General features: G+C 60.5%; 20 protein-coding genes. 11 read left to right on the top strand and 9 right to left on the bottom strand.

What is annotated here, in order from left to right; genetic code table 11:
- Nucleotides 1–71 precede the first annotated feature (71 nt).
- The 4 genes from ACNA0J_RS13830 to ACNA0J_RS13815 are packed head-to-tail and all read right to left on the bottom strand — an operon-like array spanning nucleotide 72 to nucleotide 3,449.
- Nucleotides 72–821: a GntR family transcriptional regulator gene (locus tag ACNA0J_RS13830; RefSeq protein ID WP_415819446.1), complete on the bottom strand. Its 750-nt coding sequence runs from the start codon at nucleotides 819–821 to the stop codon at nucleotides 72–74.
- Nucleotides 814–2,046 (bottom strand): amidase, encoded by a 1,233-nt coding sequence (locus ACNA0J_RS13825; RefSeq protein WP_415819445.1) that lies wholly within the window; start codon nucleotides 2,044–2,046, stop codon nucleotides 814–816. Before ACNA0J_RS13825 ends, ACNA0J_RS13830 begins: the two co-directional genes overlap by 8 nt.
- Complete coding sequence (locus ACNA0J_RS13820; protein WP_415819444.1) at nucleotides 2,043–2,996, bottom strand: polysaccharide deacetylase family protein; 954 nt, start codon at nucleotides 2,994–2,996, stop codon at nucleotides 2,043–2,045. Before ACNA0J_RS13820 ends, ACNA0J_RS13825 begins: the two co-directional genes overlap by 4 nt.
- Before the next feature lie 18 nt (nucleotides 2,997–3,014).
- Nucleotides 3,015–3,449 carry a nuclear transport factor 2-like protein gene (locus tag ACNA0J_RS13815; protein WP_415819443.1) on the bottom strand — a complete coding sequence of 145 codons (435 nt, stop codon included), beginning with the start codon at nucleotides 3,447–3,449 and terminating at the stop codon, nucleotides 3,015–3,017.
- 278 nt (nucleotides 3,450–3,727) lie between these two features.
- On the opposite strand from ACNA0J_RS13815, the gene ACNA0J_RS13810 reads away from it, so the two are divergent.
- The 8 genes from ACNA0J_RS13810 to ACNA0J_RS13775 all read left to right on the top strand — a co-directional run bounded on the left by ACNA0J_RS13810 (nucleotide 3,728) and on the right by ACNA0J_RS13775 (nucleotide 13,355).
- Nucleotides 3,728–4,912, top strand: a complete 1,185-nt coding sequence (locus ACNA0J_RS13810; RefSeq protein WP_415819442.1) for an ABC transporter substrate-binding protein — start codon at nucleotides 3,728–3,730, stop codon at nucleotides 4,910–4,912.
- A gap of 21 nt (nucleotides 4,913–4,933) precedes the next feature.
- A complete protein-coding gene (locus ACNA0J_RS13805; RefSeq protein WP_415819441.1) occupies nucleotides 4,934–5,812 on the top strand; it encodes a branched-chain amino acid ABC transporter permease in 879 nt (292 codons plus the stop codon).
- Nucleotides 5,809–8,430: a branched-chain amino acid ABC transporter ATP-binding protein/permease gene (locus ACNA0J_RS13800; RefSeq protein ID WP_415819440.1), complete on the top strand. Its 2,622-nt coding sequence runs from the start codon at nucleotides 5,809–5,811 to the stop codon at nucleotides 8,428–8,430. The genes ACNA0J_RS13805 and ACNA0J_RS13800 overlap by 4 nt, the downstream gene beginning before the upstream one ends.
- A 424-nt stretch (nucleotides 8,431–8,854) precedes the next feature.
- On the top strand, nucleotides 8,855–9,157 hold the full coding sequence (locus ACNA0J_RS13795) for a type II toxin-antitoxin system RelE/ParE family toxin (RefSeq protein WP_415819439.1): 303 nt from the start codon (nucleotides 8,855–8,857) through the stop codon (nucleotides 9,155–9,157).
- A 122-nt stretch (nucleotides 9,158–9,279) separates the two neighbouring features.
- Nucleotides 9,280–10,458: a CaiB/BaiF CoA transferase family protein gene (locus ACNA0J_RS13790; protein ID WP_415819438.1), complete on the top strand. Its 1,179-nt coding sequence runs from the start codon at nucleotides 9,280–9,282 to the stop codon at nucleotides 10,456–10,458.
- A 39-nt stretch (nucleotides 10,459–10,497) separates the two neighbouring features.
- Nucleotides 10,498–11,271, top strand: coding sequence for a FadR/GntR family transcriptional regulator (locus ACNA0J_RS13785; RefSeq protein WP_415819437.1), 774 nt, complete (start codon nucleotides 10,498–10,500; stop codon nucleotides 11,269–11,271).
- An 81-nt stretch (nucleotides 11,272–11,352) separates the two neighbouring features.
- Nucleotides 11,353–12,168, top strand: coding sequence for an enoyl-CoA hydratase (locus ACNA0J_RS13780; RefSeq protein ID WP_415819436.1), 816 nt, complete (start codon nucleotides 11,353–11,355; stop codon nucleotides 12,166–12,168).
- A 197-nt stretch (nucleotides 12,169–12,365) separates the two neighbouring features.
- Nucleotides 12,366–13,355, top strand: coding sequence for a Bug family tripartite tricarboxylate transporter substrate binding protein (locus ACNA0J_RS13775; protein WP_415819435.1), 990 nt, complete (start codon nucleotides 12,366–12,368; stop codon nucleotides 13,353–13,355).
- Nucleotides 13,356–13,461: 106 nt separating this feature from the next.
- Here ACNA0J_RS13775 and ACNA0J_RS13770 read toward each other — a convergent pair whose 3' ends face one another.
- From ACNA0J_RS13770 to ACNA0J_RS13750, 5 genes are all read right to left on the bottom strand, one after another.
- Nucleotides 13,462–14,019, bottom strand: coding sequence for a phosphatase PAP2 family protein (locus ACNA0J_RS13770; RefSeq protein ID WP_415819434.1), 558 nt, complete (start codon nucleotides 14,017–14,019; stop codon nucleotides 13,462–13,464).
- 101 nt (nucleotides 14,020–14,120) lie between these two features.
- The gene (locus tag ACNA0J_RS13765; RefSeq protein ID WP_415819433.1) at nucleotides 14,121–14,522 is read right to left on the bottom strand and encodes a hypothetical protein; all 402 of its coding nucleotides are present in this window, start codon (nucleotides 14,520–14,522) and stop codon (nucleotides 14,121–14,123) included.
- Between the two features lie 22 nt (nucleotides 14,523–14,544).
- Nucleotides 14,545–15,822 (bottom strand): TRAP transporter large permease, encoded by a 1,278-nt coding sequence (locus ACNA0J_RS13760; RefSeq protein WP_415819432.1) that lies wholly within the window; start codon nucleotides 15,820–15,822, stop codon nucleotides 14,545–14,547.
- A gap of 44 nt (nucleotides 15,823–15,866) precedes the next feature.
- Nucleotides 15,867–16,367: a TRAP transporter small permease gene (locus ACNA0J_RS13755; RefSeq protein ID WP_415819431.1), complete on the bottom strand. Its 501-nt coding sequence runs from the start codon at nucleotides 16,365–16,367 to the stop codon at nucleotides 15,867–15,869.
- Nucleotides 16,368–16,460: 93 nt separating this feature from the next.
- The gene (locus ACNA0J_RS13750) at nucleotides 16,461–17,438 is read right to left on the bottom strand and encodes a TRAP transporter substrate-binding protein (protein ID WP_415819430.1); all 978 of its coding nucleotides are present in this window, start codon (nucleotides 17,436–17,438) and stop codon (nucleotides 16,461–16,463) included.
- Nucleotides 17,439–17,746: 308 nt separating this feature from the next.
- Between ACNA0J_RS13750 and ACNA0J_RS13745 the strand changes: the two genes are divergently transcribed.
- From ACNA0J_RS13745 to ACNA0J_RS13735, 3 genes are all read left to right on the top strand, one after another.
- A complete protein-coding gene (locus ACNA0J_RS13745) occupies nucleotides 17,747–20,206 on the top strand; it encodes an ABC transporter permease (protein WP_415819580.1) in 2,460 nt (819 codons plus the stop codon).
- Between the two features lie 106 nt (nucleotides 20,207–20,312).
- Nucleotides 20,313–20,738, top strand: coding sequence for a group II truncated hemoglobin (locus ACNA0J_RS13740; protein ID WP_415819429.1), 426 nt, complete (start codon nucleotides 20,313–20,315; stop codon nucleotides 20,736–20,738).
- Nucleotides 20,739–20,799: 61 nt separating this feature from the next.
- The gene (locus ACNA0J_RS13735; RefSeq protein WP_415819579.1) at nucleotides 20,800–21,462 is read left to right on the top strand and encodes a 3-deoxy-D-manno-octulosonic acid kinase; all 663 of its coding nucleotides are present in this window, start codon (nucleotides 20,800–20,802) and stop codon (nucleotides 21,460–21,462) included.
- Nucleotides 21,463–21,520 lie beyond the last annotated feature (58 nt).

Genomic DNA, 21,520 nt, shown 5'->3' with positions numbered 1-21,520 from the left:
TGCTAGGCATATGTTATTTTGCCAGTTATGCATGGCATATGCAAGGCATATGTGACAAAAAGGTCACTGCGTCAACCTAACCCCAACATATCCGCCAGGCTCAATTCCGTCTGCTCTTCGTCCAGGTGGATATGGGATTCCAGTTCTCGCAGATGGTGGTCCATCTCTTGGACCGCCTGGGCAATCTTGCCCTGTTCCAAGTACTCGACAACCCGGGCGTGCTCGTCATGCTCGCAGGTGGCATTGCCGGGCGGTTGAAAGATCGCGACGACGAGGGCGCAGCGTGAGATGACCTCCATCAGATAGCGTGCCAATAGCGGGTTGCGTGAAAGCTCGCCGAGTTTCAGGTGAAATGCGCTGGCCAGGCGCGCCCATTCTGTCTGCGGCGCGTGATGCATGGCGCGGTGTTCGTCGCGCAGTTGGCGGCGCAATGCGGCGTAATCGGCACGCGTGGCGGATTGGGCGACCAAGGGCAGGATCGCTGCCTCGAGCGCCCGGCGTGCTTCGAAGAGCTTGCCTATTTCTTCGCGCGTGGGCATGGCGACGATGGCCCCGCGATTGGGGCGCAGCTCGACGACGTGGTCGTGGGCCAGGCGTTGCAACGCTTTTTGTACGATGCTGCGGCCCACGCCGAATAATTCGCATAAGGCCGCCTCGGGGAGCTTGGTGCCGGGCCGCAGGCGCTGGCTCATGACGCCACTGACCACGGATTGGTAGATGCGTGTCTCGGTGTCGTCGAGGGTGTCCAGGTTCGGCGCAGGCAGTGCCGCGGGCCGTACCCTGGGACGGCCTCGTGTAGGAGGGCTGCGGTCTTCAGGCATCGCGCGTACCTAATGCGGAAAGTTGTTGCCCGGCAGCGATGGCCAGGCGGATCAGTGCCAGATCGCTACCTGCAGGGCCCAGCAGCGAGATGCCCGCAGGCAAACCGTCCTCGCCGATAAAAGGAATGTTGACTTGCGGCAGTCCGGCCAGGCCAGCGATCGACGTGATGCGAAAGGTGTTGGCGCGGATGGCATCCACGGTCGCTGGATCGGCGGTGAGGGAAATCGCGGCGCTGGAGGCCGAGGGCAGAATGGCGATGCGATCCGCGCCCAGCAAGGTGCGAATCTGTTCGCGCAGGCCGGCTTGCCGCGATTGCGCCGTGGCCGCGGCCTCTGCGCTGACGTTTGCTGCCGCCTGCCAGCGCCCCTCGATGGCGGCGCCGAAGGTGGGGCGGGCGGTGGTTATCCAATCCTTGTGGGTTTGCCACGCATCGTAGGCCGACACGGTGACATAGGTCTGCCGCCAGATTTCCAACTCGGTGTCCGAGGTGGGAGCATGACTGATGGGCAGGCCAAAGTGGCCTTGCAGGGTATCAGTGACTTTGTCGATCAAGGGGGCAAAGGCGGCGTCGGCCTGTGCGCAGGCGTCGGTGAGTACGACGGCGCCACGCCACGCGATATCGTTTGAACCAGGCATCAGGACATCGCCAACGCGCAGGAAAACCTCGGCACGGCTGGCGAGCCACGTCATCGTGTCAAACAGTGGCGATAGCGGGACGACGCGCTCTGCGCTGAGCAAGCCATGTGTCGTGCGCAGTCCCCAGAGGCCACAATAACTGCCTGGCACGCGAGTGGAGCCTCCTGTGTCGGTCCCCAGTGCAAAATCAACTAGTCCCGCTCCGACGGCGGAGGCTGAACCGCTGGACGATCCGCCGGGGACGCGGTCGGGGGCGCGCGTATTGAGTGGCGTGCCATAGTGGACGTTTTCGCCTTGAATGCTGTAGGCCAGCTCGTCGGTCAGCGTTTTGCCGTGCAAGGTCGCGCCAGCGGTCAGCAACTGCGTGATCAGCGGACTATGCGCAGTGGCGGGTCCATGGGTGTCCAACCATGAAGGGTTGCCTGCGCCAGTACGGTGGCCTGCCACGTCGAACAGGTCTTTGGCAGCGAAACTCAAGCCGTTCAAGAGGCCGCTGCCGGTAGGTGCGAGGCTGAATCGGCCGTGCGGTACCCACGCGCCTACGGTGTCGTCGAAAGGTAGCGTGGTAGCGTTTGAGGATGAGTTCATGCTGCAGATTCCTGAGTGAGTGTATCGACGTGGGCGCAAATAGCACCGGGTGTGGTGAACCACACCTCGCCGCGATCGCGATGATGGGCAATGTGCGCCAGCGCGCGGCGCAGGTGCCGCAAGCGGTACGGTTGCCCGACGAGATAAGGATGCAAGGCTATGCCCATCACCAAGGGTTGCCGTTGCGATTGTTCAAGCATTTCATCGAAGTTGTCGATGATCAGTTGCGCGAAGTCTTTGCCATCCATGTGACGCGCGACGATCATGGGGATGTCGTTGACTTCTTGGGGATAGGGTACGGACCATAGCGATGATCCGCCGCGCGTGCGTAGCTGTGTGGGTTGATCGTCGTGGCACCAGTTCAGCGTATAGCGATAGCCTGTCTCGGCCAGCAGGTCTGGCGTCAGATGAGACTCGGCGATCCATGGGGATAACCATCCGCCGGGACGTACACCGGCAACCCGTTCAAAGCGCTCAGCGCAATGGCTCAGCAGCGCGCGCTCGGCGGCCTCTGTGTAGGTGCCCTGTTGTTCGGCATTGGTGTGCCCATGCGCGATCATTTCGTCGCCGCGGGCGACGCAGGCGTGGATGAGCTCGGGGCAGTGGTCGAGGATCGCGGTATTGGCAACGATGCCGGCGGGCAGGTCGAAACTGTCGAAAAGATCGAGGCAGCGCCAGGCGCCGACGCGATTACCGTATTCGCGCCAGGTGTAGTTCAGGACATCGGGCTCGTTGAAACTGGCGCCCAGTTTTGCGCCCATGCCGCTGCCAAAGGCAAAGTGTTCCAGGTTGAATCCCAGATAGACGGCGAGCCTGGCACCGCGTGGCCATGAATAGTCCTGACGGCGGTGAATCGGCGAATAATCGAACCGATGGTGGCTGGGCAACAAGCCGAATGTGCTGTCCGTATGTGATGTGTGGTCGGGAGGGGCGAAATCAATGGCCGGCATGGTTGAGTATCCTGCGATTCAAAGTGTGGCCAATCCTGCCCGGACCAGCATCCATTCCGCACTGTCGTTCCAGACGTCCATTTCCGTGATCAGGCCGTTGCGCACGACGTAGCGGTCGACATAACGGTTGCCTTCGAATGGTGTGCCGTCCAACCATTCTCCATATAGCGTGCCACGGTTGTAGACCACGGCATGGTCTGCGGTGGCTCCTGCGATCACGTCCGTGGATTCAAAACTTTTTTTCACCCAGGCATAGCGTGCCTTGTTAAATGCGGTGCATTCCGATGGGTCGCGCATCTCGCGGCCGCCTGTGAAGCGAATACGCAGATCGTCGCTGACGTATCGGCGAGCGCCTTCGGGGTCGGGTTTCATCAGTGTGATCAGGTAGGTATCGACCAAGGCGCCGGGATCATTCGCGTCGTGAGCGGTGTGCTGTTGTGGTGCGTCGTGCATCGTTTTCTCCCATTTGATGCGCCAATTCGGTGCATAAGAACTGCAATCGTGATGGGCTCAGAGAGGCCGGCATGTCGTGCTTCAACCTATTCTGACCGCATGATTTCCAAAGATTGTCGGCAATAACTCCATATGGATTGCCGACAAAAACTCATACGGAAATAAGCAAACAGCGTGCCAGGATGGTGGCAGAAAAAAACAATTGGCATGGCTTTTGCTTGAGTGCAGGGCAGGGCCACTTCAGCGCCTTTGACTACCACCACTTTCGGGAGCAATCCATGTCTCGCTTTTCTCGCCGCACATTTGTCTGCACGACTATCGCCCTGTTTTGTGCGGGGTTGGGGGCCGGCGCGCAGGCTGCCGAGCCGATCAAGATTGGTTTGATCACTGCGTTGTCCGGGCAGTCAGCGTTGGCGGGGGAGGCCATCACTCGTGGAATGCAGGTCGCCATCGACGAGATCAATGCAAAAGGCGGTTTGCTGGACGGCCGCAAGCTGGAGCTGGTGCGCCGTGATGATGAAGCCAATCCTGCCAAGGGCGTGGTCGCTGCACGCGAGTTGATCTACAAGGAAAAAGTCGCTGCGATTTTTGGCGGTCTGGATACGCCGGTATCCATGGCGATCGTGCCGTTGGTCAATCAAGCCAAAATGCCCTTTATCGGCCCATGGGCCGCAGGCACGCCGATCACCAAGAACGGCGCGAATCCTAACTACGTATTCCGTGTTTCCGCGGTTGACGAGGTCGTCGATGTCGCGATGGTGGACTATGCGCAAAAGACTTTCAACGCCTCGAAGTTCGGTCTGATCATGGTGAACAATCCGTGGGGCGAGTCGAATGAAAGAGGGCTGGTTGCGGCCTTGGCGGCCAAAGGCATCAAGCCTGTCGGCAGCGAGAAATTCGAGGGCAACGACGTCGATGTCGTGCCGCAATTGACGCGGTTGAAAGCCGCGGGCGCCGATGCGTTGTTCCTCGTGGGTAACGTCGGTCCCTCCGCACAGGTTGTGAAATCGTTGGATCGCATGGGGTGGAAAGTGCCCGTGGTGTCGCACTGGGGACCTGCCGGCGGCCGGTTTACCGAGCTCGCTGGCCCCAATGCCAAGGAAGTGCATTTCGTGCAGACGTATAGCTTCTTTGGCAAGCAATCGCCGGTCGGCGAAAAGGTCATCACGGCGCTGAAAGCCAAGTACTCCAACATCAAGGGACCTGAAGACATCACACCGGCCGTGGGCGTTGCGAATGCCTATGACGCGATGCAGTTGACGGCATTGGCGATTCAAAAGGCGGGTTCCACCGACGGCAATGCGATTCGCGAGGGTTTTTACAAGATCGACAACTACGACGGCTTGATCAAGCAATACAAGCAGCCGTTCTCGCCCGAGGTGCATGACGCATTGACCGCACAGGACTACGTCTGGGCGCAGTTCATTGATAACCGCATCTTGCCCGTCGGGCTGGCGAAATAACGTAATCGGTCGGAGCCTTTAATGCAGTTACTAGCGGCGCTAATCAGTGGACTGGGCCTGGGCAGCATGTATGGCCTGATGGCACTGGGCTTTCATGTGACCCATTCTGTTTCGGGTACGGTCAATTTTGCGCAGGGCAGCTCAATGATGTTGGGCGCTGTGCTGTGCTTTACCTTTGCCCAGACGCTGGGATGGGGAATGGGGCCTGCCATTGTGTTGGCGTTGCTGTGCTGCGCGTTGTATGGCTTGCTGGTGGAGTTCCTGGCGGTGAGACCGTTTGCCTCTCGTGGGTCCAACGCCTGGCTGATGTCTACGGTGGCGTTGGGCATTGTGCTGGACAACGTGGTGATGCATACCTTTGGCAAGGAGCCTCGCAGTTTGCCTTCGCCTCTGGCGGTGTCGCCGATCGAGGTGTCGGGTCTGGGATTGGGTGTTTATCCGCTGCAGCTGTTGATCCCGTTGATAGGCTTTGCGCTGGCGGCCGCGCTGCATGTGGTGGCGCGGCGTACCCGTTGGGGTACGGCGTTGCTGGCCGTGGTGCAGAACCGTGACGCGGCGCGTTTGATGGGCATTCCCATAAAACGCGCGGTGGCGGCGGCCTTTGCGGTGTCGACCGTGTTCGCCGGTATCGCGGGCATCTTGATCGCGCCTTTGTTCAACGTGAATGCCGATATGGGCACGCTGTTTGGCCTGAAGGCATTTGCCGTGGCGATCCTCGGAGGTATCTCCAGCGCATGGGGCGTGATGTTTGCCGGTTTGATTTTTGGTATTGCCGAAGCCATGGTCACGGTCACGCTAGGGTCCGGCTACACGCAGATTATTACGTTCGCATTGGTGATCGTGGTGTTGGCCGTCAGGCCCAATGGTTTGTTTGGACGGGCAGAGGTCAAGAAGGTATGAAGCTCAAATCTCTTGCAGCAGGAGCGGTGCTTGTCGCCGTGGCATTGGCGCTCGCGTTCACGCTCAATAGCTATTACGTCTTTGTGCTGGCCAATATCGCGTTGATTGCGATCGTCGGGATTGGCCTGAATGTGTTGTTGGGACTGACAGGACAGGTGTCTTTCGGGCATGTGGGGTTCTATGCCATAGGCGCCTACACCGTCGCGATTTTGACGACCAAGGCGGGTTGGAGTTTCTGGCCTGCTTGGGGGGCGGGTACCTTGATCGCGGCAGCGCTGGGCGCGGTATTGGCATTGCCCGCGTTGCGGGTAAAGGGACCGTACCTGGCGATGATCACGATCGCGTTCAGCTTCATCGTGCAGCACGCGATTGTGGAGATGCCCGATCTGACCGGTGGGCAGAACGGCATCATGGGCATCATGCCGCCGCAATTGGTCGCGAGTTGGGGGCCTGAGCAAACCGTGACGGTGTTGGCGGTGTTGGCGGCCGCGGTGTTGATGATTGGCTATGCCTTGCTGTCGCGTGGGACGTGGGGCGCGGCGATGCGCGCCGTGAACGATAGCGAGACCGCTGCGCAATCCATTGGACTGAATCCCTTGGTGGTCAAAACGGTGGCGTTCACCTTGTCGGCGGCGACGGCTGGATTGGCGGGCGGGTTGTTTGCGCCATTGTCCAGCTTCGTGACGGCGGAAACGTTCAGCTTCATGCAATCGATTCTGTTCGTGCTGGTGGTGATCGTGGGTGGCGCGGGGACGATTGTTGGTCCTATTGTGGGGGCCTTGATTGTCGGGATGTTGCCCGAGTTGCTCGCATCGTTGGAGAGTTATCGGTTGCTGTTCTTTGGCGCGCTGTTGTTGTTGGTGTTGTGGGTCGCGCCCGAGGGACTGGTGGGGTTGTGGCGTCAGGTGATTGCAAAGGTTCAGGGCGTGGCGCGTGTGGGTGGTGTCAGCGAGTTGGCTGACGGCGAGTCTGCTGCTGGCACGATGACAACGGCCCAGGTTGCGCCTGAGACGACTGCTGCTATCGGGACGCCCATAAATGCTGCCGCTGCTTCAGCCTCTGGGCATCGTGCCGGGGTCTCGACACCTGTTGATGCGGGCACGCTGGCGCTGCCACAACGCGAACGCGCGTCGTTGGCCGCAGATGGGCTCGGTATCACCTTTGGCGGCGTGCGCGCCGTCAGCGAGTTATCGATGCGTGTCCCTGTCGGCGCCGTGACAAGCCTGATCGGTCCTAACGGTGCGGGTAAAACAACGGCATTGAACATGCTCAGCGGGTTCTATCGGCCCTCGACCGGCAAAGTGACGTTGGGGAGCAAATCGTTGGCGGGTTTATCCGCATTCCGTATCGCGCGTGCCGGTATAGCGCGTACGTATCAAACGTCTCAATTGTTTGGCACGCTCAGCGTCGAGGATAACGTTGCCTTGGCGATGAGCCGCGGCCGTCTGGGTGGCTTGTTTGCATCGGGACGGTATCGCAGCGAGGCGGTGCGCCAGCAGGCGAGGGCGTTGCTGGCATTTTGCGGCTATGAGGGATCGCCTGCGATCAATGCGGCGGGCTTGGCGCACGTGGATCGCCGTTTGGTGGAAATTGCCCGTGCATTGGCCACGGATCCCGATGCGTTGCTGTTGGACGAGCCTGCGGCAGGACTGTCTCGCGAAGACAAAGATCGTCTGGCAACGCTGTTGCGACGTATCGCGGATGCGGGCATAGGCGTCGCCTTGGTCGAACACGACATGACGTTGGTGATGTCGATCTCGGATCAGCTGGTGGTGCTGGACGCAGGGCGCCGTCTGGCGGTGGGGACGCCATCCGAGGTGCAGAACGATCCGGCGGTCAAGCAAGCCTATCTGGGCGAGTCGCTCGAGGTGGGTTCCAAGGGATCAAGCGCGACACGAACACCTGGCGCGGAGCTGCTGGGCGTCGATGCGCTGGTGGCGGGCTATGGCGCCGAGCCCGTATTGCATGGCATCAGCCTGCAAGTACGTGCAGGAGAAATGGTCGCGCTGTTGGGCGCCAATGGCGCAGGCAAATCGACGTTGATGCGTACATTGGCCGGCCTGCACAGCAGCCAGTCGGGGGCAATGCATATCGATGGCCATCAACTGGAGGGCCGCGCTGCAGAGGATATCGTGGGCCTGGGGTTGGTGCTCGTTCCCGAAGGCCGTCAGGTTTTCCCCGAGCTGTCCGTACTGGACAACATCAGATTGGGAGCGTTTCTGGATCAGACGGATCGCGAGGCGCGTGTGGAAAGCATGCTGCAGCGATTTCCGCGATTGCGCGAGCGCTTGCATCAGCGCGCGGGCCTGTTGTCTGGTGGTGAACAGCAGATGCTGGCTGTGGCGCGCGGCTTGATGAGCCGTCCGCGTGTGCTGTTGCTGGATGAGCCCTCGCTGGGCTTGGCGCCTAAAGTCATTGCCGAGCTGTTTGCCGCGTTGGATCGTCTGCGTGACGAGAACATGACGATCTTGCTGGTGGATCAGATGGCAGGGTTGGCATTGGCCTTGGCCGATCGTGCCTATGTCATGGAAGGAGGGCATGTCGTGGCGCAAGGCACGGCAGCGGAGATTGCAGCTAATGACGAATTGGCAGAGGCTTATCTCGGCGGGCATGGGTAACGAGCGTGCTTATCGATTGAGTTGCCTGTGAGTGACAAGGGCTGAACCGCGTTACTTACGCGTGAGTCGGTATTCGCATAAGCGTGACGAATTGATCATTCATGCGCGAGACAGGCCATTCGGTTTGTGTGAGAATTTCTTCGGAGTCTTGGCGTTCGCTTTTGATCTGGCACGCTTGACTCCAGTCTTCTCGAACCGAGTAATATATGCACATGTCAGCGCGGAACATCAAATCTGTCGAGCTCGCCGATGGCCCCATGGCTACGGACGCTCCTCCTGAAAGCCCCTGTTCCCGGGGCGAAGAGGATCGGCGCGTCTATGATTTAGTGGCGAGAGGCATGAATAGCGGCCAGCCTATTCCCGTTGACGCGTCATATTTCATTGGCTTGCGCGCCCGTTTCCCGTCCAAACAGCCTGATTGATCTTGCTGCAGGTTGTCATTCAGCCGGACGCCTCGGCTGAGATTGAGGCTGCCGTAGATTATTACGCCTGGAAAGTTTCCGAGGCACTGGCAGAGCAATTTGTCACTGAGTTCCAAGCGGCGTGCGCTATCTTGGCCAGACGCCCGGGCATGGGTTCTTTACGCTTTGCGCATTTGCTGGAAGGCAGGCAACTGCGTACTTGGTCGTTGCGCCGTTTTCCCTATCGGTTGTTTTATGTGGTTGAGGCGGACATGCTCAATATCTTGGGGGTCGAGCATCAGCGACGTGACACGATGCCGACTTGAGATGACAACCGCTTGCTGAGGGCCAGAAAGGTGGCATAGCAATCGAGGGTTTTCCATGATGTAAATTGGCCATCAAGGTAAGTAGGATGTCCAACATCCTACAAATATATTGAGACAGCTCCATGATTTTTGCACCCCTCGATCGCTTCACCGTACTCGATCTGTCGCGCGTCCGTTCGGGGCCGACTGCCGTCCGGCAGTTTGCGGATTGGGGGGCGAATGTCATCAAGATCGAAGAGCCTAGCGAGGTCAAGGACGACAAGCCGGGTGGCGCCGCCAAGTTCAGCGACTATCAGAACACGCATCGCAACAAACGCAGTTTGACCTTGAACCTGAAGCATCCCGAGGGCAAGGCCATTTTCATGGACCTGGTCAAGCGCGCCGATGTGCTGGTGGAAAACTACCGGCCCTCGGTCAAGCGCAAGCTCGGGATTGATTATGCGTCGCTGCGCGAGATCAATCCGGGACTGGTCTACGCCAGTATTTCGGGCTTTGGCCAGGATGGTCCCTATGCAGACCGTCCCGGGTTGGATCAGATTGCCCAGGGGCTCAGCGGCCTGATGTCGGTGACAGGTGAGGCGGGACGCGGTCCCATGCGGGCAGGGATTCCCGTGGCCGATTTGAGCGCGGGCCTGTTTGCGGCGATTGGCATCATGATGGCCTTGCTGGATCGTGAACGGTCGGGGCAGGGCCGATGGGTGCAGACCTCGCTATTGCAGGCTCAGGTCTGGATGATGGATTTCCAGGCGACGCGCTGGTTGATCGATGGTGAGGTGCCTGGGCAATCAGGCAATGATCATCCCACCAGCGCGCCCACCGGCGTCTATCCCACGGCGGATGGCTATATCAACATCGCGGCCATGGGGTCCAGCATGTTTGCGCGATTGTGCGATGTGCTGGGCATGCCGGAAATGAATGCGGACCCGCGTTTTGCGTCGGCGGGACTGCGAGTGGAAAACCGGGCGGACCTGAATCGCGAAATCATCGCGCGTACGATGACTGCCAGCAGTGCGCAATGGATCGAGCGCTTGAATGCGGCGGGCGTGCCCTGCGGGCCGATTCTGTCGATGGATGCGGCATTCGAGAATGAGCAGGTACGGCATTTGGCCATGACGCGGCGCGTGCGTCATCCGCAACGCGGGGACATCGACATCATGGCGCCGCCGGTCGTATTCGGTGATGTTGAGATGCCGCCGGTGCATGCCGCGCCGGAAACGGGGGCGCATTCGGACGAGATTCTGCGCGAGCTGGGTCTGGATGCGGCGGCCTGCGAGCGTTTGCGTGCGGCTGGCGTCGTGTGACAACATCCGGTTCTCACACGCTTATTTGCCGGGACTTTCATGGCCAATCCGAAACCGACGACCGGATCAATGTTCGACAACTTGAGCCGGCCTGACAACCTGCCTGACGAGATCGCGCAGCAGATCCGTCAGAAAATCATCAGCCAGGCTTTCGAGCCGGGTCAGCGGTTGCCTACCGAGTTCGAGTTGTCGCAGTTGTTCGGCGTGAGCCGCAACGTGGTGCGCGAGGCGATTGCGCGGTTGAAACTGTCGGGGTATATCGAAACGAAGCGTGGCGTGGGCAGTTTTGTGGCGGCTGAGCCCGGGCCGCACAATTTCGAAATTCTGCCGGCCGATCTATTGCAGGCAGACGCCCTGGAGCATGTGTACCAATTGCGTGTGGAAATCGAAGCGGGCGCGGCGGCATTGGCGGCTCAGCAGCGCACAGAGGCTCAATTGGAGGCATTGCGCCAGGCGCTGTTGCGCGTGGACGCGGCGGGCGAAGACTGGCGTCATGGCGCGGATCGCGCGCTGGATTTTCATATGGCGGTGTGCCAGGCCACCAATAATCCGTATTTCGTCCGCCTGTTGTCGCTGTTTGGCCGCGCGATCGGCGATGCCGTTCGCACGTTGCGCTATAGCAGTGCCGGCACGGACCGCGTGGCCCAGATCGAAGCCGAGCATCATCGCATTTTTGACGCTATCGCCGCGCGCGATAGCGACGCCGCACGCGCCGCGATGCGCGAGCATCTGACCAATGGCATGCAGCGTCGGCATGCCTTGTTGCGAGGCAATGCCTGTGCGACAGAGTCAGAGTCAGCGGGGCGAGGATAGTCCTTTATCGATTTTTGCATTGGTTCATTGGTATGGCTTTGCCACGGCACACGGATTTCACCAGATCAGGATACAAGCATCATGAGCGCTGAACGCATTCTGCAAGACCGCATCACTGAAAATCTCATTGTTGAAAAACGTGGGGCTGCTGGATGGATTACGTTTAATGATCCGGGACGCCACAATGCGGTCTCGTTCGCTATGTGGGATGCCATTCCGCAGGCGTTGCAGGCATTCGCAGAGGATCCGGCCATACGCGTCGTCGTGTTGACCGGGGCCGGTGAACGGGCCTTTGTCAGCGGCGCCAATATTTCGCAGTTCGATACGCTGCGCTCGGGCGAGGACGCGGTGCTGGCGTATGAAAAAGTCGCAGAGACGGCGCAGCTGGCGCTGTACGACTACGACAAACCGACCATTGCGCGCATCAAGGGGTACTGCATCGGCGGCGGGCTGAACATCGCGCTGTGTTGTGACCTGCGCATTGCCTCGGATGACAGTTCATTTGCGATCCCTGCGGGCAAGCTGGGGTTGGGTTATCGAATGACAGCAATACGCAATCTCGTGACGGCGGTGGGGCCGGCGCGTGCGTTGGAGATCTTTCTGACGGCGGCGCGCTACACGGCCAGCGAGGCTCATGCCCGGGGCCTGTTGCATCAAATCGCGCCTGCCGAGGAACTGGATCAGATCGTGCAGGACTACGTATCGCAGATTTCCGCCAATGCGCCACTGACCTTGTTCGCCGGCAAGAAAATGATACGCCAGCTGCAGCAGCTGGGACCAGAGGTCGATACGCAGGCGATGCGCGAGCTGGTCATGGCCTGCTTTGAGAGCAACGATTATCGCGAAGGGCGCAAGGCATTTGCCGAGAAACGGCCGCCGGTGTTTACCGGGACCTGATCACGGCCGCTGAGTCAGCGGCATCAACGTTTCAGCCGAAGTAGAGATTCATGCCGGGCATCTGCCTGGCAGGGACGCGTGCGCTCGCCACGCGCAGAGCCCCCTGTGGGGACATGGAGTGCGAGCGAGTCTGGCATAGAGAACCGGTGCACGGTCGCATGCCGGATGAATTCAATACCAATAATCCGGAGACACGCATGACACGTAATTTCTTCAGAGGGTGTGCGGCGATGGCGTTGACGTTGACGGCGGTCGTGGGCAATGCGCCTGCAGCCTCGGCAGCCTATCCCCAGCAGCCCATACGCATTGTGGTCGGTTATGCCGCGGGCGGCACGACCGATATTCTGGCTCGTGTGTTGGGCGAGCAATTGGGTAAAGAGCTCAAACAATCGATCATCATTGAGAACAAACCCGGCGCGGCGGGAAACATCGCGGCATCGTATGTGCAGGATTCCAAGCCGGATGGCTATACGCTCTTCATGGCTACGGTATCCAGCCACGGGATTAATCCTGCTTTGTACAAACGGACCTTGGGTTATGACCCTATCAACGGATTCGAGCCAGTCGGTATGGTGGCATCGATTCCGTTATTGCTGATTGCCAATCCAAAGCTGCAGATCAAGAGCGTGGACGAGTTGGTCGCTCTGGCGAAATCGAAGCCTGGTCAATTGAATTATTCGTCCAGCGGCAATGGGTCCCCGGTGCATTTGGCGGGCGCGATGTTTGCCCAGCAGGCGCATCTGGATCTGGTGCACGTGCCGTATCGCGGCGGAGCGTTGGCGAATACGGCTGTGATGACGGGTGAGGCGCAGTTCAGTTTTGCAACCCTGCCAGGTGCGATATCGCAGGTCCGTGCGAATAATCTGATGGCGCTAGCCGTCACGACGAGCGAGCGCTCCCCGCAATTGCCCGACGTGCCGGCGTTAGGAGAGCTCGCCGGATTCAAGGGCTACGACATCAACACCTGGAATGCGTTGCTGGCCCCAAAGGGAACGCCACAGGCTGTGATCGATACGCTGAATGCCGCAGTCAATCGGGCGATGTCCTCGCCGTCGTTGCGTCAACACTTTGAAAAAGAGGGGGCTGTGCCGACCCAGAGTACACCGCAGGAGTTGCGTGCCTTCATTCGCAGCGAGTTGGATAAATGGGCAGGCGTGGTGCAGTCGGTGAATATCCGCGTGGATTGAGCCGGACGAGTTGTGGTTATGAGCGCGAAGAGCGTGGAAGATACGTGGCGAAAATCGGGGCCGCGTTTTTCGGAGCCGTCTATGATTTAACGGAGCATAGACGGTTCTATATAGAACGACGACGGCGGATCGACCGTTGTGCCAGCATTCCGACTAAGGCACACAGCGTAGAGACCACGGCGGATCCTGCCATGTCCATCGGCCAATGCAGTCCGGTGTAGACGCGCGCCCAGGCGACAATTGCGCCGAAAGCGGCCAGCACACCGGCTGTTTTCCAGCGGCGGTATAGCGCCATCGATGCTGCAATGGTCCAGATGAATGTGGCGTGCGAGCTCGGCATGGAGTTGTTGGCGGCGTGCTCAACCAAGGCCGGCCCGAATCCCGCCGCAAAAGGACGAGGGTGATAGGCGTATAGCTTGATGATGGATTCGACCAGGCGGGTACAGGCCAGGGCGATGGCGATCGCGATGGCAGGCTGCCAGTCACGCTCGCGCACGATCACTACCACTAGCACGGCAATGGCAAGATAGATGGGCAACTCTGTCATGAGCTTGCCCAGATAGACGCAGAGGTGAGAGGCGTCGGGCGCTGCACGCACAGACTCGAAGAGCCTGATATTCCAGTTTTCGAGCGCAGGGAGTGGATATAGGCCAGTCGTGGTCAAGTTCAGTGTTCGGCGAAAATTTCAGGGCGTCGCCAGTATGCTTGGCCGAGCGTCGAATTTTCGTTGAAGCGGTCTGGACGTTGACCGGCGGGCGGCTCTGGTCAGGTGCTGCCCAGCAAATCGTAGGAGTTCAGCAACTCATATACGATGGCGGGATTTCGATCCAGCCCGCGGCGTATGGCAGCGGGCAGCGTCTGCCGGGTCTTGTTGCACAGTCCGGGCTGGTCGGCGATATCGATTTGCAGGCCTCGTACGGTGCGGACTTCGTTCGGGCCCGGGGCCACTGTCAGAGACAGGCCCAACAATGCGTGCATGCGTTGCTGCATGTGCCGCAGGTCTTCCAGGCTGCTCAGGTTTTCTAGGCGTGCGACCAGTTTTTTTTCTTCTTCGCGGGTGAGCCTCAGAATGCGGATGTCCCCATCCGGCGTGGCGAGCAATCGCTCGCGATCGCAGATACAGGCCCCGGGCGGGCATTCCTGGCGGATGGGGAAAGGGACGTTCATAGCGCCTGAAACGGTACTACATTTACTTTGCGTAGACCAAATCACGCAGCCCCAGCGACAAGCCTGGCCAATAGGTGATCACCATCAAGCAGGCGATCACAACGAGTACGAACGGGATCAGGGGCTTGACGATGCGTTCCAGCGGTAGCTTGGCCACTGCGCAGGCGGCAAACAGATTCACACCAAAGGGCGGGGTAATCATGCCGAGCGCCAGGTTGACCACCATGATGACGCCGAAATGCACGGGTTCGATGCCGAACTGCATAGCCACGGGCAGCAGTAACGGGGCCAGCACGACGACCGAGGCCGACGTCTCGATGAACATCCCGATCACGAACAGGGCGGCATTCACGCCGAGCAGGAAAGCGGTCTTGTCATGAAAGAGCTGTGCTAGCCAAGCACCCAATGCATCGGGCACGCCGGCACGGTTGAGCAGGAAGCTGAAGACCCCCGCGTTGGCGATGATGAACATGATCACCGAGGTCGACACGACTGAGCGGTGCAGGGTCTCGGATAATGCGCGAAAGCTGAGCTTGCCGTAGACGAACTTGCCGACGATGACGGCGTACATCACTGCGACTACAGAGGCCTCGGTGGGGGTAAAGATACCGCCGTAGATGCCGCCCAGGATAATGACCGGCATCAAGAGAGCCAGCCAGGCGCGTTTGAATGCCGGCCATAGCGGCAGCCGGCCTTCGCCGTCACGTTTGCCCAGATTGTTGCGTTTGGCGTAGAGCCAGACATACAGCATCAAGGCGCCGCCGATAAGCAGGCCGGGTACCACGCCTGCAATGAACAGCTCGCCGGTCGAGGTATCGGTGGATACGGCAAACAGAATCATCGGGATCGACGGCGGAATGATGACGCCGAGCTCGGCGGCGCTGGCCTGCAGCGAGGCGGCAAAGGGAGCAGGGTAGCCGTGACGAATCATCGCCGGGATCAGGATCGCGCCTACGGCAAAGGTCGTCGCGACACTGGAGCCCGCTACGGCGGCAAAGATCATGCAGGTCAGCACGCAGGTGCAGGCCAGACCGCCTTGAATGCCGCCGACCACGCTTTTGGCGAACTCGACCATGCGTTCCGAGATGCCGCCGGCCTCCATGAGATTGCCGGCCAGGATAAAGAACGGAACCGCGACGAGGGGATATTTGTCCAGCGCCGCATAGAGTTGTTGCGCGATCACGAGCCACGGTAGCCCAGCGATCGATACGCCGGTGATGCTGGCCAGTCCGATGGCGACTGCTACGGGCACCGAGAGCCCGAAGAAGATCAGCATCGTGAGAATCATTAGTTGGGACATGACAGAAAGCCTGGATGCGATGCGTCTAAAGGAATGAGGAGAAATCAGCCTTGGGCGTCGTTGCGCACCGGGGCGGGCTCATCGGCGCCGAGTATCCATCGCGCCAATACCGCGATTGCGGCGAGCGATGCGCCGACGGGAATAGCCAGGTAAATCCAGGATATCGGGATGTTCAGACTGGGGACGTTTTGAAAACGCACGCGATACGTCATCTGGCCGCCGATCCAGGCGATGAATACCAGGAATGCGACGCAGATGATCGCGATGAGATGTTCCAGCAAACGTTGCTTGCGGCCCTTGAGCAAGTTGTGCAGCAGTTCGACGCTGATCATCGCGCCTTGACGAAAGGCCAGGGCGATGCCCAGCAGCACGGTCCAGATCAGCAGGGCGCGGGTCAGCACCTCGCTCCAGTCTGCCGGTGATTGCAGGATGAAGCGTGCAATGACTTGATAAAAGGCTGCCGCCGCCGAGGCGACGAGCAAAATCTGCGCGATGACCGATACGGTCTTGAACAAGCCGCGTTCGGCGAGACTGAGCATACGCATGGTGAATTCCAAATGCGGACGTGAGAGAGTGAATATCAAATAAGTGAGGCCGGGAAACCATGCAGGCAACCCGGCCGGGCCGAGACAGTCGGCTTACTTCGTATCGCGGATCGCGTCGATCAGCTTTTTGTCGAACTTTTTGTAGTACTCGGGATAAGCGGGTTCGACCGCGGCGGCGAATGCAGTGCGATCGACGTCCGTGGTGACTTGCATGCCTTCCTTGCGCAGTTGTTCGACGCCGGTTTTCTCGATGTTGTCGACGTAGTCGCGCATGGCCTGGGCGGAAAGCTTGCCTGCCTCTTTGAATTTGGCTTTGTCCTCGTCCGACAGGCTGTCATAGACGTTGGGCGACATCAGCACCAGGGCGGGGCCGTAGACGTGGCCGGTCAGTGACAGGTATTTCTGGACTTGCGAGAGCTTGGCCGAGGTGATCACCGACAGCGGGTTTTCCTGTCCATCGATGGTGCCTTGTTGCAAGGCGGTGGCGACCTCGGGCCACGCCATCGGCGTGGGCAGAATGCCAATCGCGCGGAAAGCCGTGATGTGAATGGGGTTTTCCGTGGTGCGGATTTTCAGGCCCTTGGCGTCGGCCGGCGTTTTCACGGGGCGGACGTTGTTGGTCAGGTGGCGGAAACCCTGCTCGCCCCAAGCCAGGGCGACGATGCCGCGGTCGGGGAATTTGGCGAGCATGTCCTGGCCAATCTGGCTGTCCAGGACATTACGGGCGTGTTGCAGGTCACGCAACAGGAACGGAATGTCGAACACGCCGGTTTCCGGCACAAAGTTCAGGGTCGCGCCCGTCGAGACAATGGCGAGGTCGATGGTGCCGATCTGCAGGCCCTCGATGACTTCGCGTTCGCCGCCCAGGGCGCTATTGGCGAATTGCTGGACCTTGTATTTGCCGCCGGTCGAGGCTTCGATGGATTTGGCAAAGGCATCGGCGCCTGCCCCATAGTGGGACGAGGTCGAGAGGGCATAAGCCATTTTCAGCGTATTCTGAGCGGCGGCGGGTAGCGCGGCGGTTACCGCGCAGGCGGCAAAAATCGTGGCGGCAAGCCAAGTCTTGCGCATGGTGTCTTCTCCTAGTTGGGGGAACGAATTCTAATGTTGTCGGTCGCATGTTACGCCCAGCGGGCATGATAGCGGCATTCACCTGACAATCGGCCATTGAAACGGCGATTGGTTACCATTGCGGAATGATGGATTTCCCTGATTCTCCTACTTCTGTGCAGCCGTCGGGGCCTGCGCGCGATACGCAACCGTCTGCGGCGTCGCCGTCGGACCGTCGCGAGACAAACCCGGCGCCAGGCAGCGCTGCGCCACCGCCTCGCGGCGGACGCAGAGGCCGTTTTCTGGCCACGCTGGCACAAGGGGCTCGCATGATGATGCGCGATGCGCGCGCGGGCGAGTTGCGGTTGCTGGTGCTGGCCTTGGTGGTGGCCGTGGCTGCTGTGACCAGTGTGGGGTTCCTGGCGGACCGGGTTGGCCGGGCGTTGGAGCGCGACGCCAGCCAGATGCTGGGGGCAGATCTGCTGCTCGATGCCGACGAGCCCATCTCTGCCGATTTCATCGCGGCCGCGCGCGACCGCGGGCTGGAGGTGTCCCGCACCCTGCAGTTTCCATCAATGGCCAGTGCCGGCGATGGGGCGCAACTGGTATCGCTCAAGGCGGTCGAGCCGGGCTACCCGCTGCGCGGCAGTTTGCGGGTCGCTGATGATCCGTACACCGAGGGGGCGGCGACGCGCGATATCCCCGCGCCGGGTACGGTGTGGGCCGACCCGCAGTTGCTGGCGCTGCTGGGCCTCAATGTCGGGGATACGATCGGCCTGGGCGACAGCCGGTTTCGCGTGGCGCGCGTTATTACTTATGAACCCGACCGGGGAATGCAGTTTGTGAACGTGGCGCCGCGCGTGATGATGCGGTCCGACGATTTGGCTGCGACTGGGCTGGTGACGCTGGGCAGCCGCATTGATTATGCCTTGCTGGCGGCCGGCGAGCCTGACGCGGTGGCGGCGTACTCCACGTGGCTGGGCGAGCATTTGCAGCGAGGGCAGAAGCTGGCCACGCTGGAATCGGGCCGTCCCGAGGTGCAGCGCACCTTGGATCGTGCGCAGCGCTTTTTGTCGCTGGTGGCGCTGCTGGCCGTGTTGATTTCGGCGGTGGCGGTGGCCCTGGCTGCCGGGCGGTTCATGATGCGGCATCGTGACGGGATCGCGGTGATGCGTTGCCTGGGGGCGGTGCAGCGGCAAGTCAGCCAGATGCTGGTGCTGGAGTTCACCCTGGTCGGGCTGGCCGCGTCGGCGGTGGGATGTCTGATCGGGTTCGCAGTCCATCAAGGGCTGGTGCTGGCCCTGGGCAGTCTCATTGATACTCAGTTGCCTGCGCCCTCGGGCGTGCCTGCCTTGCAGGGCCTGGTCACCGGCGTTTTGCTATTGCTGGGATTCGCTTTGCCATCGCTGGCACAGTTGCGTCATGTGCCACCCGCCCGGGTGTTGCGCCGCGACGCCGATACGCTGCGGGCTCGCAGTGTTATTGGGTATGTCTTTGGGGCCGTGGGCTTTGCCCTGTTGATCTGGTGGTTTGCAGGCAATGCGCGCTTAGGCGGGGTGGTCGCAGGCGGCTTTCTGGGGGCGTTCGGAGCGTTTGCGTTGGTCGCTTGGTTGTGTGTGCTGGGGCTGGCGCGGTTGCGCGGTCTGGCCGCAGGGATGCCGGCACTGCGTTTTGCATTGGCAGGAGTGGTGCGCCGCCGTGCCGCGACGATCACCCAGGTTTGTGCGTTGGCTATCGGGCTGATGGCGCTCTTGTTGCTGGCCATGACACGCACGGACCTGGTTGCGGGGTGGCAGCGCACGTTGCCGCCCGATGCGCCGAACCGCTTTCTGATCAATATTCAGCCTGATCAACGCCAGCCGGTGCAGGATTTCCTGACCGCGCATGGCATACAGAAGGCCACGCTATGGCCCATGATTCGCGGCCGTCTGGTTGCCGTTGATGGCAGCCCTGTCGGCCCGGCCGACTATGAGGAGCCTCGGGCCAAACGACTCGTCGATCGCGAATTCAACCTGTCATATGGCGATCAACTGCCTGCCGCCAATCGCATCGAGCAGGGCCGTTGGCTCAATCCTGCGGCGCGCGAGGTATCGTTGGAATCGGGGTTGGCGCAGACGCTGGGTTTATCTGTTGGCGATGTCCTGACCTTTGATATCGCGGGCCAGCAGGTCGATGTCACTGTATCGGGGACGCGCACGGTCGATTGGGACTCGATGCAGGTAAACTTTTTTGCGGTGCTGTCGCCTGCTGCGTTGGAGGGTTTGCCGCAGAGTTGGATTACGTCGTTTCATCTGCCGGCCGACCAGGCCGCGTTGCCGCGTGAACTGTTGCGGCAGTTTCCCAATTTGACAGTTTTCGACGTGGGCTCGATTCTGAATCAACTGCAGTCGGTGCTGGATCAGGTCATCACCGCTGTGCAATTGTTGTTCATCTTTACGTTGATGGCGGGCGTGTTGGTCCTGGCGGCGGCGTTGACGGCGACGCGGGACGAGCGCATCCGCGAGGCTGCCGTGTTGCGGGCGCTAGGGGCGACGCGTAATCAGTTGGCGCGGGCTCAGCGATTGGAGGTATTGGCGGTTGGCGGGCTGGCGGGGTTGTTGGCCGCGGCAGGCGCCAGCACGATTGCTTGGGCGTTATCGACCTATGTTTTCGATTTTCGGATTACGTTGAGCGTCTGGCCGTGGCTGGTCGGTGTGGGTGTCGGTATGCTGGCCGCTTGGGGCGGCGCTGCGCTGGCGTTGCGCGGGGTATTGCGTACGCCGCCTTTGCTGACGTTGCGAGAGGCCTGAGTCGCTGGGTGGCGATGTAGTCGCCTGGCGCGGTGCAAGGTCCAACGCCCTGATCTGATTTGTCGCCGGTGCGATAAGCTGTCGCGCCGGTTTTACGAGAAATGCAATGACTGTTACCCGTGTGCAACCCAAGACCGAGTCGCTGGAAACTTCGGTCACGTTGTTCGAGACCCTGGGCGGCGAACCTGCCATTCGTTCGCTGGTCGATCGTTTTTACGATTTGATGGAAATGGAGGCCGATTTCGCGGTGCTGCGAGGCGTGCATGGCCCCAGCCTGGACTCCGCCCGCGACAAGCTCTTTTTGTTCCTCTGTGGTTATTTTGGCGGCCCTAACTATTACATAGAGCGCTACGGGCATCCGCGTTTGCGAGCCCGCCACTTGCCGTTTTCCATCGGCCGCGTTGAGCGTGACCAGTGGCTGGCCTGCATGGGCCGGGCGATGCAGGACGAGGGAATGTCTCCTGAGTTGGTCGATCGTTTGTTAGAGGCCTTTTACGGCGTTGCCGATTGGATGCGTAACCGTGACGGCTGAGCGTGATCAGGACGCATCGGCGATTCAGAGACTGGCCTGGCAGGATCGGCCTGAGGGGGCCATGCTGTGCGATGTTCGTTTAGGGGTACCCGATCCCCGTCTGCTTGATCCGGCGTTTTATGGCGGTCGTGCCCGTCCGGTGGACGCGGGTGGGCGTCAGGCGGCCTGGTTTGTCGAGGGCGACAGCTGGCAAGGGGTCTTGCGTGGGTACCGCAGAGGCGGACTGGTTGCCAAGGTGAGCCGGGATGCCTATTTCTGGCAGGGTGAGGCTCGCACGCGCAGTTTTCGGGAATATCGGTTGCTGGCGATGATGCGTGAGCGCGGGCTCAGTGTGCCGGCGCCGCTGGCTGCGGCCTATTGGCGCCATGGGTTGACGTATCGGGCTGCGATCATTGTTGAACGGATTCCGGATGTTCGTCCGTTGGCGCATTTGTTGGATGAGCCTGTGTGGGATGCTGTGGCTACAGCGATCGCTGCTATGCACCGGTTGGGGGTGTGGCATGCGGATCTGAACGCTTTCAATATTCTGCTGGATGCTCGGGGGCAGGCCTGGCTGATCGATTTCGATCGCGGTACGGCAGGAGGGGTGTCTGCGCAGCGGCGACGGGCTAATCTGCTGCGGTTGCGGCGGTCGCTGGAGAAGGTGGGCGGTGAGCGTGGGGTTGCTTTGTGGGAGCGGGTGGATCGGGCTTATCGTGAGTGCATGGGGGATAGTGCTGGTTAGATTTGGGGTCTTGGTGTTCTAAAACCGCCGGGGTCTGCCGTGTAAAGGGGATGCCGAC

Origin of the sequence: Bordetella tumbae, assembly GCF_965139195.1 — a bacterium.
Classification (GTDB): Bacteria; Pseudomonadota; Gammaproteobacteria; order Burkholderiales; family Burkholderiaceae_B; genus Bordetella_A; species Bordetella_A tumbae.
This window is presented reverse-complemented; position numbering and strand designations above follow the sequence as displayed.

What these genes read in the sequence shown, in the direction of transcription:
- ACNA0J_RS13830 (WP_415819446.1), bottom strand. Translation starts at nt 821, where the DNA reads ATGCCTGAAGACCGCAGCCCTCCTACACGAGGCCGTCCCAGGGTACGG.
- ACNA0J_RS13825 (WP_415819445.1), bottom strand. Translation starts at nt 2,046, where the DNA reads ATGAACTCATCCTCAAACGCTACCACGCTACCTTTCGACGACACCGTA.
- ACNA0J_RS13820 (WP_415819444.1), bottom strand. Translation starts at nt 2,996, where the DNA reads ATGCCGGCCATTGATTTCGCCCCTCCCGACCACACATCACATACGGAC.
- ACNA0J_RS13815 (WP_415819443.1), bottom strand. Translation starts at nt 3,449, where the DNA reads ATGCACGACGCACCACAACAGCACACCGCTCACGACGCGAATGATCCC.
- ACNA0J_RS13810 (WP_415819442.1), top strand. Translation starts at nt 3,728, where the DNA reads ATGTCTCGCTTTTCTCGCCGCACATTTGTCTGCACGACTATCGCCCTG.
- ACNA0J_RS13805 (WP_415819441.1), top strand. Translation starts at nt 4,934, where the DNA reads ATGCAGTTACTAGCGGCGCTAATCAGTGGACTGGGCCTGGGCAGCATG.
- ACNA0J_RS13800 (WP_415819440.1), top strand. Translation starts at nt 5,809, where the DNA reads ATGAAGCTCAAATCTCTTGCAGCAGGAGCGGTGCTTGTCGCCGTGGCA.
- ACNA0J_RS13790 (WP_415819438.1), top strand. Translation starts at nt 9,280, where the DNA reads ATGATTTTTGCACCCCTCGATCGCTTCACCGTACTCGATCTGTCGCGC.
- ACNA0J_RS13785 (WP_415819437.1), top strand. Translation starts at nt 10,498, where the DNA reads ATGGCCAATCCGAAACCGACGACCGGATCAATGTTCGACAACTTGAGC.
- ACNA0J_RS13780 (WP_415819436.1), top strand. Translation starts at nt 11,353, where the DNA reads ATGAGCGCTGAACGCATTCTGCAAGACCGCATCACTGAAAATCTCATT.
- ACNA0J_RS13775 (WP_415819435.1), top strand. Translation starts at nt 12,366, where the DNA reads ATGACACGTAATTTCTTCAGAGGGTGTGCGGCGATGGCGTTGACGTTG.
- ACNA0J_RS13765 (WP_415819433.1), bottom strand. Translation starts at nt 14,522, where the DNA reads ATGAACGTCCCTTTCCCCATCCGCCAGGAATGCCCGCCCGGGGCCTGT.
- ACNA0J_RS13760 (WP_415819432.1), bottom strand. Translation starts at nt 15,822, where the DNA reads ATGTCCCAACTAATGATTCTCACGATGCTGATCTTCTTCGGGCTCTCG.
- ACNA0J_RS13755 (WP_415819431.1), bottom strand. Translation starts at nt 16,367, where the DNA reads ATGCGTATGCTCAGTCTCGCCGAACGCGGCTTGTTCAAGACCGTATCG.
- ACNA0J_RS13750 (WP_415819430.1), bottom strand. Translation starts at nt 17,438, where the DNA reads ATGCGCAAGACTTGGCTTGCCGCCACGATTTTTGCCGCCTGCGCGGTA.
- ACNA0J_RS13745 (WP_415819580.1), top strand. Translation starts at nt 17,747, where the DNA reads ATGATGATGCGCGATGCGCGCGCGGGCGAGTTGCGGTTGCTGGTGCTG.
- ACNA0J_RS13740 (WP_415819429.1), top strand. Translation starts at nt 20,313, where the DNA reads ATGACTGTTACCCGTGTGCAACCCAAGACCGAGTCGCTGGAAACTTCG.
- ACNA0J_RS13735 (WP_415819579.1), top strand. Translation starts at nt 20,800, where the DNA reads ATGCTGTGCGATGTTCGTTTAGGGGTACCCGATCCCCGTCTGCTTGAT.